This window comes from Streptomyces sp. NBC_01298 (assembly GCF_035978755.1).
Taxonomy (GTDB): Bacteria; Actinomycetota; Actinomycetes; order Streptomycetales; family Streptomycetaceae; genus Streptomyces.
This window is the reverse complement of sequence record NZ_CP108414.1, coordinates 414,884-427,361: the sequence shown is the minus strand read 5'-3', so window position 1 is coordinate 427,361 and position 12,478 is coordinate 414,884. Positions and strand designations below refer to the sequence as shown.

Here is a 12,478-nt window from a genome sequence, read left to right as displayed (position 1 = left end):
CTCCGGCGTCGAATCACCAAGCCCCTCCCAAATGAGGTTCGGATGAACAGACGGACAAGGCTGCTGCGGTACGGGCTCTTCACCGTGGTGGCAGCGCTGATGGCGGCGGCGTTGCCGCCATCGGTGGCGGTCGCGGCGGACCCGTGCGGCCCCGGCTCCAACGCGATCGTGTGCGAGAACTCGAAGGCGGGCACGCCGATGTCCGACTGGTTCGCACCCAGCGCCTACGGCGACATCAAGGGTTTCCCGGCCCAGACGAGCGTGCAGGCGGGCGAGACCCTGCAGTTCAAGGTCCAGTCGCCGACCGCCTACAAGGTCTCGGTCTACCGGCTCGGCCACTACGGGGGTGACGGGGCCCGCCTGATGTCCACCGCGGCCCAGGCCGCCCAGACCTACCCCGCCAACTTCCCCCAGGGCGGCAACCCGAAGAGCTGCACCACCAAGCCGTCCACCGGTCTGGTCGACTGCGGCAACTGGCCGGTCACCTCGACCTGGACGGTGCCCTCCGACGCCGTCTCCGGCCTCTACATAGCCAACTTCGACCAGGCGGACGGCAACGGGGTCATGCCCTACCCGTTCGTGGTCCGCAACGACTCCAGTCACTCCGACATCGTCGTGCAGACCAGCGACCAGACCTGGCAGGCGTACAACAACTACGGCGGCCAGGACCTGTACGACGGCGCCGGACCCGCGCCCGACGGCCGTGCCTACGAGGTCAGTTACAACCGGCCGATGGACATCGGCGGCGAGAACGGGATCTACGGATCCGAGTACCAGATGGTCGCCTGGCTGGAGCGCAACGGGTACGACGTCAGCTACATGTCGGGCATCGACATGTCGACCAAGGGCGCCACCCAGCTGCAGAACCACAAGGTGTTCATGTCCTCGGGGCACGACGAGTACTGGACCCAGGACCAGTTCACCAACGCCCTGAACGCACGCCACGCGGGCGTCAACCAGACCTACTTCGCCGGCAACGAGGTCTTCTGGAAGACCCGGCTGGCCCCCAGCATCGACGGGGCCAACACGGCCAACCGGACCCTGGTCTGCTACAAGGAGACCAAGCTCTCCTTCCCGCAGCCCAACGGAATCCCCGACCCGAGCGGGATCTGGACCGGCACCTTCATGGACCCGGCCAGCGCCACGAACGGCCGGCCCTTCCAGCCGCAGAACCAGGTCACCGGCTCGCTGTTCAGCGTGAACGGCTACCGCAGCGACGCGATCACCGTCCCCGGCGCCTACGCCAAGATGCGCCTGTGGCGGGGCACCACCGTCGCGAACCTGACCCCCTCCCAGACCGCCACCTTCCCCGTCGGCACGCTCGGCTACGAGTGGGACAGCGACGTGGAGGACGCGGCGCGCCCGGCCGGGCAGATCGCGATGTCCTCCACCACGGTGGACATCACCGACGGCAAGTACCGTCTGGACTACGGCAACACGTACGGCAACGGGACCGCGACGCACAGCCTGGTCGCCTTCCGCGACCAGACCTCGAACGCCCTGGTCTTCGGCTCCGGCACCGTGCAGTGGTCCTGGGGCCTGACCAACATGCCGACCGGGAATCCGGACGACGCGGTGGTCACCGAGGACAAGCGGATGCAGCAGGCGACGGTCAACATCTTCGCCGACATGGGGGTCCAGCCCAAGTCCCCGCAGACCAACCTGGTGGTGGCCACCGCCTCCACCGACCACACCGGCCCGGCCATCACCGTGACCAGCCCCGCGGCGAACGCCACCGTGCCCGCCCTGCGGCCCGTGACGATCACCGGCACCGCCACCGACAGCGGCGGCGGAGTCGTCGCCCGGGTGGAGGTCTCCACCGACGGCGGAACCACTTGGAAGGCCACCACGGGCGTGGGGTCCTGGAGCTACAAGTGGACCCCGATGATGCCCGGTTCCGCGCAGATCAAGGTCCGCGCGGTGGACGACAGCGTCAACATCGGCGCCACCACCACCGTGCCGCTGACCGTGGGCCCCCAGCAGTGCCCCTGCACCGTATGGCCCGCTGCGGCCGTGCCGGGCACGGTGAACGCCGGAGACGGCAGCGCCGTGGAACTCGGAGTCAAGGTCCGCTCCTCGGTGCCCGGTTCGATCACGGGCGTCCGCTTCTACAAGTCCCCGGCCAACACCGGCACCCACACGGGCAGCCTGTGGAGCAGCTCCGGCCAGCGCCTGGCCACGGGCACCTTCACCAACGAGACGGCCTCGGGCTGGCAGCAGCTCAACTTCTCCTCGCCGATCCCCGTCAAGGCCAACACCACCTACATCGCCTCGTACTTCGCCCCCAACGGCGGATACTCCTACGACGCCACCTTCGCCTCGGCCGACGCCGGGCTGGCTCCGTTCACCGCGCTCAAGAGCGGCACCGACGGCGGAAACGGCGTCTACCGCTACAGCGGCACCGGCGGCTTCCCCTCCACCGCCTCCTCCGGCAGCAACTACTGGGTGGACGCGGTCCTGGACACCGCCACCGCGAGCACGACGCCCCCGACCGTCACCTCGACCAGCCCGCAGTCCGCGGCCACCGGCACGGCGATCACCGCGAGCGTGAAGGCCACCTTCAGCTCGGCCGTGGACGCCGACACCCTGGTGTTCACCGTCAAGGACCCCGGCGGCGCCACCGTCCCCGGAAGCAAGGTCCTCGACGTCTCCAACAGCGCCACCTTCACCCCGTCCACCGAACTGGCGCTGAACACCACCTACACGGCATCGGTGCAGGTCGCCGACCTGTGGGGCAACGCCATGGCCGCACCGGTCACCTGGACCTTCACCACGAGCACGAGCCCGCCGGCGGTGAACTGCCCCTGCACCCTGTGGGGTCCGAACGCCACCCCGACCACCGCCAACGTCGGCGACGACACCAACTCCGTGGAACTGGGCACCCGTTTCCAGTCCACGGTCGGCGGCTACGTCACGGGCATCAGCTTCTACAAGGGCCCCGGGAACACCGGCACGCACACCGGCAGCCTCTGGAAGGCCGACGGCACGCTCCTGGCCACCGGAACCTTCGGCAGCGAGACCCTGTCCGGCTGGCAGCAGCTGCACTTCACCACCCCGGTGGCCGTCACCGCGAACACCGAGTACGTGGCCTCGTACCACGCGCCGAACGGCAAGTACTCGGTGGACGGCGGCTACTTCGGCGCCGCGCACCGCTCCTACCCGCTCGTGGCCCCGGCCGACGGCGGCGGCGCGGGCAACGGCAACGGTCTCTACAAGTACGGGGCGGCCACGGTCTTCCCGAACAACACCTTCGGATCGGTGAACTACTGGGTCGGCCCGGTCTTCACCACCACGGCCCCCGCCCCGCTCGCGGAGGGATCCACGGAGGTGTCCGGCCAGTGAGCACGGTCAGCGTGGTGATCCCCTGCTACAAGTACGGCCACTTCCTGGCCGACTGCGTCAAGAGCGTCCTGGACGAACAGGAAGGCGTCGACGTACGGGTACTGATCATCGACGACGCCTCCCCCGACGACTCCGCGGACGTCGCGCGCGCCCTCGCGGCCGCCGACCCCCGGATCGAGGTCCGGGTCCACGAGAAGAACCAGGGCCACATCGCCACCTACAACGAGGGCCTGCTGGAGTGGGCGGACGGGGACTACGTGGCCCTGCTCTCCGCCGACGACCGGCTGGTCCCCGGCGCCCTGGTGCGCGCCGCGGCCCTGCTCGACGCGCACCCGCGGGCCGGCTTCGCCTACGGCAGGCCGCTGCGGTTCCAGCACGGCGGGCCGCTTCCCGCGGCCCGCACCCGGTCCACCGGCTCGGTGGTCTATCCGGGCCGGTGGTGGCTGGAGCGGCGCTTCCGGGAGGGCACCGGGTGCATCACCTCACCCGAAGTGGTCGTACGCACCAGCCTGCAGCGCAAGGTCGGGGGCTACGACCCGGACCTTCCGCACGCCGGCGACATCGAAATGTGGATGCGGCTCGCGGCCCACGCCGACGTGGGCTACGTCCGCGGCGCCGACCAGGCCTTCTACCGGGTCCACGGCAACAACATGTCCACCACGGACTTCGGCGGGCAGCTCGACGACCTCCGCCAGCGCCTCGTCGCCTTCGACTCGGTGCTGGAGAAGTGCGGCGACCTGCTCCCGGAGGCGGGCCGGCTGTCCACGGCGGCCCGCACCCGGCTCGCCCGGTACGCGCTGCGGCGCGCCTACCGGGCCTACGACCGCGGGCGCACCGGGGTGGTCCCGGTCGAGGAACTCGAGGCCTTCGCCGCCGAGTGCCTGCCGCGGTACACCTCGCTCGCCGAGTACGGGGCCCTGCGCCGGCGCCGGCGGATCGGGGCCCGCGTGATGCCGTACCTCCAGCCGCTGGTGCTCTCGGCCGTCGCCGACCGGGGGCGCGAGTGGCTCTGGTGGCAGTCCTGGAAGCGCCGAGGGATCTGATGACACCGCACCACCGCCCCGAACCGGGGGCGTTGGCGGCCGGGCGGCCCGCTGTCTCAGCGGGCCGCCGCGGTCGCCGGCACGGGGCTCGTGTCCCGCGCCCGTCCACCGTCCCCGGCGTCGGCGCGTTCGCGCCGGCGCCGGGCGCGGGCCGCCAGGAACCGGTCGGTCCACAGGGCGCAGGCCACCCCGGTGACCAGGGCCAGCAGGGCCGTCCCGGCCAGTCCGCGGCTCTTGGTCCCGAGCTGTGCCACCGCGGACGGCGGGACGAGCAGCGTGACGCTCATCCGCCCCGCCGCCGGGATCTTCTGCTCGGCCTGCATGTCCGAGAGGTGCTTCCCGTAGATCTCGACGATCTTCAGCACCGAGCTGTCGGCCGTGGCCGGGTCCGTGTGCTCCGCCTGGATCTGGAGGGAGGGGATCAGATAGCGCGGGGTGACGCTCGTGCCGCTGTTGCGCGGGATCAGCCGGTAGGCGCCCGCCACCCCGGCGGCCCGCAGTTCGCTCTCCCCGTCGTAGGAGTCCAACTGCTGTACCGCGGCGAGGGAGACGGCCGCCAGCGGCGGCTGCAGATTGGCCAGCTGGTTCGGCTGGTTGCTGGTCACCGGCGGCTTGAGGACGACGATCGCGGTGCTCACGTAGGTCGTCGTGGGACGGAGCACCTGCAGCGCCCCGGCAGCCGCGAGCACGGCCGCCAGGACCAGCACGTACCAGCGGCGGCGCAGCGCGCGGAACAGCTCACCAGGCGACACAGGATTCCTTCCGTCGTGTTCGATCTTCCCAGGACGCCGGGCAACACGCCAACGGTTCCCGGGCAGTTGCGAGGGAGCGTTAGTGAACATCGGTGAGATAGCAGCGGTATTGCGGCGCCGCTGGTACGTCATGGCGCCCCTGACCCTGTGCGGAGTCCTCGCGGGCGCGCAGCTGTACCAGTCGGTCCCGGTCTCCTACCAGTCCCAGAGCTCGGTGGCCCTGCTCGACTCCACGGCCGTGGCCCAACTGGCCCCCACCTTCGGCAACCCCATCGCGAACGCGGGCGGTTCGCTCGTGGTCACCGCCGACGTGCTCATCAGGACGCTGTCGGGCGCCGACGCGGCCCGCGACCTGCACGGCCTCGGGGTGACCGACCCCTACACGGTCGGCTTCGCCGCGAACGCCTCGGGCCCGATGCTCACCCTGACCGTCACGGGCACCAACCGGGCGAAGGTGCTCAAGGAGACCACCACGCTCACCAATTTCGCCGGGGAGCAGCTCGACGCGCTCCAGGCGGCGGCCAAGGTGAAACGCCAGTACTACGTGCAGGCCGCCCCCGTGGTGCTGCCGCAGACCCCGAAACCGCAGCTCAAGACCCGCTACCAGCAGGTCCTCGCCGTGCTGATCGCCGGCCTCGTGGCCGGTTTCACCGCCTCGTTCGTCCTGGAGAGCCTGCTGGCGGGCCGCCGGCGCCGGCGCGAGGCGGCCGCGGCCGCGGCCGGTACGGCCACGCCGCGCGTGCGCCGGCGGACCCGCCACCGCGAGCTGGACGCCACCGCCCTGCTCACCGGCTATCTGGGGCTGGCCTTCTTCATCCCCTCGAACCTGACCCTGCCGGGCCTCGGCGGCGTGGGGACCCCGGCCAACGTCTTCGCGCTCCTGGCCCTGTTCTGGTACCTGGCGACCTGGCTCACCGGCCGGATCAGACCGGCCCCCGGCACCCGGCTGCCCCGGGTCGCGATGTGGCTGCTGGCCGTCTCGGTCCTGGCCTCGTACCTGGCGAACGCCTCCCGGGGCAGCTCGCACAAGGAGGTGCTGGGCGCCGACCGCGGGCTGATCGGACTGCTGGTCTGGGTGTCGCTGGTGGTGCTGATCTCCGCCGGGATCCAGGACCGGGCCCGGCTGGACGTGCTGCTGCGGCGGGCCGTCGTGATGGGGGCGGTGGTCGCCGCCATCGGCTACTACGACTTCTTCACCGCGACGAACATCGCCGAGAAGATCAGCATCCCCGGGCTCCAGTCGAGCGTCGCGCAGATCACCACCCTGGACCGCGGGGCGTTCACCAGGCCGCGCTCGACCACCGCGCAGCCGCTGGAGTTCGGCGGCATGCTCGCCCTGCTGCTGCCCTTCGCGATCCAGCAGGCCTTCGATCCGGCCCGGGCGCACCTCAAGCGCTGGCGCCGCTGGGCGCCGGTGGCGCTGATGGGCGGCGCGCTGCCGCTGACGGTGTCGCGGACCTCCATCATCGGCGCCCTCATCGTGGTCCTGGTGATGGTGCCGCGGTGGAAGCCGCAGCGCCGCTGGACCACCTTCGGCCTGCTGCTCGGCTCGGTGGCCGTCTTCAAGGTGATGGTGCCCGGACTGATCGGGACGATCACCACGCTGTTCGCCTCCTTCGTGTCGAACTCCGACAGCAGCACCCAGGCCCGCACCGTGAAGTACAGCGCGATCGTGCCCTACCTGGAGGAGCGCCCGCTGTTCGGCCGGGGGCTGGGCACCTTCACTCCGGACCTCTACTTCTTCACCGACAACCAGTACATGCTGACCCTGGCGGAGATGGGCCTGCTGGGTCTGTTCGCGCTCCTGGCGCTGTTCCTCACCGGAATCCACCAGGGCGGCGCGATCCGCCGCCTCGCCGCCACCGAGTCCGACCGGGAGCTGGGCCAGGCCTTCTTCGCCTCGGCCCTCGTCGCCCTGGTCAGCGCGGCCACCTTCGACGCCCTCAGCTTCCCGATGTTCGCCGGGATGTTCTTCCTGACGATCGCCGCCGGCGGTAGCCACCTCGGCTTCATACGGCGCGCCGCGCCCGAGCCCCGAACCTTGGAGAACCCGTGTCATCCGACAGCACAGCTTCCGGCCCAGCAGCCGACCGCCGCCCGGACCGGCCGGATGCAGCCGGCCCCGTAGCCGTCCTCGTCGTCACCTGGAACAGCGCCAAGGTGATACCCGGGTTCCTCGCCTCCCTGCCGCAGGGCATGGCCGGGACCGACTGGCGGCTGGTCGTCGCCGACAACGACTCCGCCGACGACACCGTCGAGCTGATCCGGTCGCTGGCGCCGGACGCCACGATCGTCCAGACCGGCCGCAACGCCGGCTATGCCGCCGGGGTGAACGCGGCCCTGGAGGCCGCCGCCGGATGGGAGGGCGGCTTCAGCGCCGGCCTGGTCTGCAACCCGGACCTGCGGATGCGGGAGGGCTGCGCGCGACAGCTCGTCGGCGCGCTCGGCGCCTCCGTCGACGGTGGGGCGGGCGGGGCCGGCGGGGGCCGGGTCGGGATCAGCGTGCCGCTGCTGTACGAGGAGGACGGCACCCTCCACTACTCGCTGCGCCGGGAATCGCGGGTGACGCGCGCCCTGGGCGAGGCCGTGATCGGCAACCGCCGCGCGGGGCGCTTCCCGCGGTGGAGCGAGCTGGTCACCGATCCGGCCGCGTACCGGAGCCGGACGGTCGCCGACTGGGCGTCCGGTGCCATGATGGCGCTCTCCCGGGAGTGCCTGGACGCTTGCGGAGCCTGGGACGAATCGTTCTTCCTGTACTCGGAGGAGACCGAGTACTGCCTGCGGGCCGGGGACCACGGCTTCCTCACCCGGCTCGAACCGGCGGCCTCGGCCGTCCACCTGGGCGGGGACTCGCAGGTCTCCCCGCGCCTGTGGACCCTGCTGACCCTCAACCGCGTACGCCTCTACGGCCGCCGGAACTCGGCGCCGGCCACCGCGGCCTTCCGCGCGGCCGTGCTGCTACGGGAAACCTCCCGGGCGGCGCTCGGCCGCCCGGCGAGCCGGGCCGCGGCGCGGGCCCTGGCCAGCCGGACCGCGCTGCGCGCCACCCCGGGGCCGTGAGCGGGCGGGTCTAGACGGTCGGGGAGGGCCCGGTGGGCGCCGGGCCCTCCCACGCGGTCCAGAAGCTGTCCGGGTTGACCAGGTAGCGGACGGTGGGCCGGGGCAGGTGGCGGACCTCGTGGCGCCGGCTGTAGCGGCGTACGAGCTCCCAGTCCTCCCGGGGCAGGACCTCAGGGGTGCGCCGCAGGCGGCTGAAGTGCAGGGCCGGGGTGCGGCGCGCCACGAAGGCGTTGGTGTCCAGGAAGGCCTCGTGCGCGGAGCGGCGGCGGTCGAAGGGCACCGACAGCACGTCCCGCTGGGTTCCGTCGGGAAGCACCCTGCGCAGCGCCGTGTACACCGCGTCCGGTCCGCCCGGCGACTCCAGCACCGTCAGGGCCTGCTCCAGATGGTCCGGCTCCCACAGGTTGTCGTCGTCCAGGAAGGCCACGTACCGCGAGCGGCTCAGCCGTATCCCGACGTTGCGCACGACTCCGGCGGTGGCCGTGTTGCGGGCCAGCGACACCGCGAACAGCCGCGGATCAGCGGGCAGTTCCGGCAGCCCGGCACCGTCGTCCACGACGAGGACCACCTGGTCGGACACGGTCTGCGCCAGGGCCGAGCGCACGGCCGCGCGCAGGGCCTCGGGACGCCGGTGGGTGGCGATCACGGTGGCCACCAGGGCGGACGGCGGCCGCTTCAGGAGCGAGCCGAGCCGGCTGGTCTCGGCGTTCTCGAAACGGCGCAGCCGCACGGCCGAAGGGGCCAGCAGGAGCTTGTTCCTGGCCTCGAAGAGCACCAGCCAGCCGAAGGCCCGCTTGAGCAGCTCCCAGGGGGCCCGGGCGATGCGGCGCATGTCATGTCCTCTCGGTGGTCAGGGGGAGGGCTCGGGTACGACGGGGCGCCCGTCCGACATGCGGTTGCCGCGCCACACGTTCCCCGCGCCGCCCGCGTTCCACGCGGCGACCGCACCGTAGAGCCCGCTCTTGGGGTGGTACTGGGTGGAGAACACGTTGTCCGTGACCTGGATTCCGGTGGCTCCCGGGCCGCCGCCGTAGAGCGCGTACGCCCCTCCGGCCAGCCAGTTGTTGTCGACGATCACGTTGGAGACCACGCCGGTGTCGGCGAAGAGCCCGAGTGCGGCGCTGGCGCCCTTGTCGATGGGGACCGAGTTCAGCAGGGTGTTGTGGCGGACCGTCAGCCGGCCCTTGTTGCCGCCGCCGCTGATCACGGCATCCGTGTGCTGCCACTCCCCGCCGAGGTTCCGGAAGGCGACGATGTCGTGCACGTAGTTGTCGTGCAGATCGCCCTGGCCCATGGACAGGGCGTTGCCGAACACCGAGACGTCGCACCAGCCGACCTCGACGGAGCTCACGCCCATGTTGGACACCGCGTAGTTGACGCCCCCGTTGTCGGGTCCCTTGCCCGGTACGGCGGTGATCGTGGTGTGCAGGACCCGCAGGCCCTTGAAGCCCGGACGCAAGTTGACGCCCCACCAGTTGGTGGAGGTGATCCGGCTGTCGATGATCGTGACGTTGTCGGCGTACACGTCCAGCGAACCGCTGATGTCCCAGCCCTTGATGACCGTGCCGTCGGTCTTGATGGACATGTTCCCCGTGTCGTGCCGCTTCAGCGCGATCCGGGGACCGGTGGAGCGGGAGTCGGGGAAGCCGCAGGCGCCCGGCGAGGTCGCGTTGCAGGCGGGGCCAGGCGCGGCTGAGGACGGCGGTGCACTGCTGCCCGGCGGTGGAGTGGGCGACGGGGAGACCGGGGTCGCGGAGGGGCTCGGGCTCGCGGACGCGGAAGGTGAGGTGGTGGGCTCGACGGGCACGGGCAGGGGGAGGGGTTTCTCCTCGCCGGGGCATTCGAGGGCGCTCTCCGGGCAGGAACCGGCCACCGGCTCGCTGCGCCCCGTCCGCTCGGCCTGGTAGAGCGTCAGGGCGGCGATCGTTAAGAACCCGGCCAGGAGCCAGGCCCACAAGCGTCTGCGAAGGCGTGCCATGGGTGTCAGTCCCTCATTGTCGTTTTCGGAGCGGCCGCGGCGGCCGGTGCGGTGCCGCGGAGGAAGCCCAGGCTCGGCAGGACGCACACCGCGTAGGCCAGGGTGGCGGCGGCCCCCGTCGCGAGGAGCGCGAGGACGCCGTCGCCGAGGAGCCGTTCCAGCCCGAGGACCACGCCGGTCATCACGGCCCCGGCCAGGAAGGGCCAGGCGCAGGCGCGCGCCACGGTGCCCAGCCCGACGCCGCCCCGGTGCAGGGCGAAGAGGAACACCGGCACCACGACGGCCCCGGCGACCAGGACGTGACCCTGGGCCACGCCCTCGATCCCGTTCGCGCCGGCCCCGGCCACCAGCACCGGGACCAGGACGGCGAGCCACAGTCCCTGGACCCCGATGAGGGAGCGGCGGTGCCCGATGGCCACCAGGCAGTCGTAGGCCAGTTCGCAGCCGATCCGGACCAGTCCGAGCCCCATCAGCCACGGCAGCGCGGCGGCGGCGGGCAGCCAGCGCTCCCCGTAGACCAGCTCGACGATCGGCCCGGCGAGGGCGGCCAGCAGCACGCAGAGCGGGACCGTGCCCGTCATCACCACGCCGAGGGCGCGGCCGAAGCCGGCGGCCAGTGCGCCGGGCCCCCCTCCGGTGCCGCTGTCGGCCAGCCGGGAGAATCCGGCGAAGGAGACCCGGCGGGCCGCCTCGGAGATGATCCGTACGGGCCAGCCGGAGATGTTGAAGGCGAGCACGTAGAACCCGAGGGCCAGCTGGTCGAGGGAGGAACCCACCACCATCGTGTCCACGTTGACGACCCCGAGCGCCAGCATGCTGGCCCCGGCGAGCGGGAGTCCGAAGCGGAGCAGGGCCCGGGCCTGCGCCCGGTCCCAGCCGAACCTCAGGGTGCCGGGCGCGGCCAGGCAGCAGCCGGCGAGCGCGGCCACGTTGCCCGCGACGGAGCCCCAGGCGAAGCTCATCGCCCCCCAGCCCTGGACGGCCAGCAGCAGGGTCACCGCGGTGCTGAGGACGAAGTTGACGGCGTCGATGGCCATCCGCCGGCCCTGCTGGAACTCCCGGGTGAGGAAACCCGCCGGCACCTGCGAGAGCCCGTCCAGGACCACGCACACGCACATCACGCGCAGTACCCCGGAGGCCTCGGGGGAACCGAGCCCCCGGGCCACCAGCGGGGCCGCCGCGAACAGGACCGCGTACAGGAGCAGGCTGGAGGCGGCGCTCAGGGTGAGGACCGTCGGGGCGAAGCGGCGGGGGTCGCCCTCCCAGCGCACGATGGCCAGGGAGACGCCGAGCTCGTTCGCGGAGAGCAGGACCAGCAGGACCGTCTGGGCGATCCCGTAGACGCCCCAGGCCTCGGGGCCGAGGAAGAAGCGGGCGAGGATGATGCCGGTGACGAAGTTGCCCAGGCGCATCACCATCGTGTTGACCAGGCTCCACCGGGCGGCGGATCCCACCTTGCGCCCCAGGGAGGGCGCCCCGGGCGAGACCTCCGGAGGGCCCCCGGAGGGCTCCTGGGGGCCCGCGTCCGTGGTGGGGGCGCTCACCGGGGTGCCTTGGAGGGGAAGGCAGACGAGGGCAGGACCTTGAGCGCCATCGTCGCCGTGGGGTCGAGGGCGCCGCCCAGGGCGTCGGGGCCCGGGTTCCCGGGCTGCTCCGGGTCATCCCCTACGGGCTCCCGCCGGCCGGGCTTGTCGGCCTTGCGGCGCCGGGCCTCGACGAAGAAGGTGGCCACCAGGCTGAGGACGAAGCCCAGCGCCCCCGCCATGACCAGGTACTGGAGCCGGGTCTTCGTCTGCGCCTCGGGCTTCTGCGGCGGCACGATGGTCACCATGCGGATCATCGCGTTGGGGGCCACCGCCTGCTGGGCCTGGAACTCCCGGAGCCGCTTCTCGGCGTACGCGGTGAAGAACTTGTCCGCCTCCAGTACGGCGGCCGGGTCGGTGCCGGTGACGCTCAGCCACATGAAGGGCCCCAGGGCATTGTCGGCGATCTTCGCCTCGTACAGGCCGCCGGGTCCGTGGGCCTTGAGATCGGCCTTGGAATCGTCGGAGTTGAGGTTTCGGGCCAGCCCGTCGGCCATGCCGGTGAGCGAGGCCTGGGTGCTCAGGAAGGGGTTGCCGTCGAAGGGGACCGTGGCCTTGTCCGAGTTGAGGAGGCTCACGGTGCTCTGCGACCGGTACTCCACCGGGACCAGCAGGTACACGCCGGTGATGAGCGCGGCCGTGAGCAGCAGCCCGGGCAGCAGCACGTACCAGCGCCTGCGCATGACCCGCCAGATCTCCGCGAGGTCCATCAGCCTTCTT

9 protein-coding genes are annotated in these 12,478 nt (G+C 71.9%); 4 read left to right on the top strand and 5 right to left on the bottom strand.

Annotated elements, in window-relative coordinates:
- Positions 1-42: 42 nt before the first annotated feature.
- Together OG730_RS01900 and OG730_RS01895 are read left to right on the top strand one after the other, a co-directional pair.
- A complete protein-coding gene (locus tag OG730_RS01900) occupies positions 43-3,342 on the top strand; it encodes a DUF4082 domain-containing protein (RefSeq protein ID WP_327302455.1) in 3,300 nt (1,099 codons plus the stop codon).
- A complete protein-coding gene (locus OG730_RS01895) occupies positions 3,339-4,385 on the top strand; it encodes a glycosyltransferase (RefSeq protein WP_327302454.1) in 1,047 nt (348 codons plus the stop codon). Before OG730_RS01900 ends, OG730_RS01895 begins: the two co-directional genes overlap by 4 nt.
- A 56-nt stretch (positions 4,386-4,441) precedes the next feature.
- Here the strand turns inward: OG730_RS01895 and OG730_RS01890 are convergent, their stop codons facing one another.
- Complete coding sequence (locus OG730_RS01890) at positions 4,442-5,137, bottom strand: hypothetical protein (protein WP_327302453.1); 696 nt, start codon at positions 5,135-5,137, stop codon at positions 4,442-4,444.
- An 82-nt stretch (positions 5,138-5,219) separates the two neighbouring features.
- Here OG730_RS01890 and OG730_RS01885 point away from each other — a divergent pair, with 82 nt between their 5' ends.
- Both OG730_RS01885 and OG730_RS01880 read left to right on the top strand, forming a co-directional pair.
- Complete coding sequence (locus OG730_RS01885; RefSeq protein WP_327302452.1) at positions 5,220-7,265, top strand: O-antigen ligase family protein; 2,046 nt, start codon at positions 5,220-5,222, stop codon at positions 7,263-7,265.
- Positions 7,190-8,197 carry a glycosyltransferase gene (locus tag OG730_RS01880; RefSeq protein ID WP_327302451.1) on the top strand — a complete coding sequence of 336 codons (1,008 nt, stop codon included), beginning with the start codon at positions 7,190-7,192 and terminating at the stop codon, positions 8,195-8,197. Before OG730_RS01885 ends, OG730_RS01880 begins: the two co-directional genes overlap by 76 nt.
- Positions 8,198-8,207: 10 nt before the next feature.
- Here the strand turns inward: OG730_RS01880 and OG730_RS01875 are convergent, their stop codons facing one another.
- The 4 genes from OG730_RS01875 to OG730_RS01860 are packed head-to-tail and all read right to left on the bottom strand — an operon-like array spanning position 8,208 to position 12,468.
- Entirely contained in the window at positions 8,208-9,029 is an 822-nt protein-coding gene (locus OG730_RS01875) for a glycosyltransferase family 2 protein (RefSeq protein WP_327302450.1), read from the bottom strand.
- 18 nt (positions 9,030-9,047) lie between these two features.
- Positions 9,048-10,175: a hypothetical protein gene (locus tag OG730_RS01870; protein ID WP_327302449.1), complete on the bottom strand. Its 1,128-nt coding sequence runs from the start codon at positions 10,173-10,175 to the stop codon at positions 9,048-9,050.
- A 5-nt stretch (positions 10,176-10,180) separates the two neighbouring features.
- Positions 10,181-11,719, bottom strand: coding sequence for an oligosaccharide flippase family protein (locus OG730_RS01865; RefSeq protein ID WP_327302448.1), 1,539 nt, complete (start codon positions 11,717-11,719; stop codon positions 10,181-10,183).
- Positions 11,716-12,468, bottom strand: coding sequence for a YveK family protein (locus OG730_RS01860; protein WP_327302447.1), 753 nt, complete (start codon positions 12,466-12,468; stop codon positions 11,716-11,718). Before OG730_RS01860 ends, OG730_RS01865 begins: the two co-directional genes overlap by 4 nt.
- Positions 12,469-12,478: the final 10 nt, after the last annotated feature.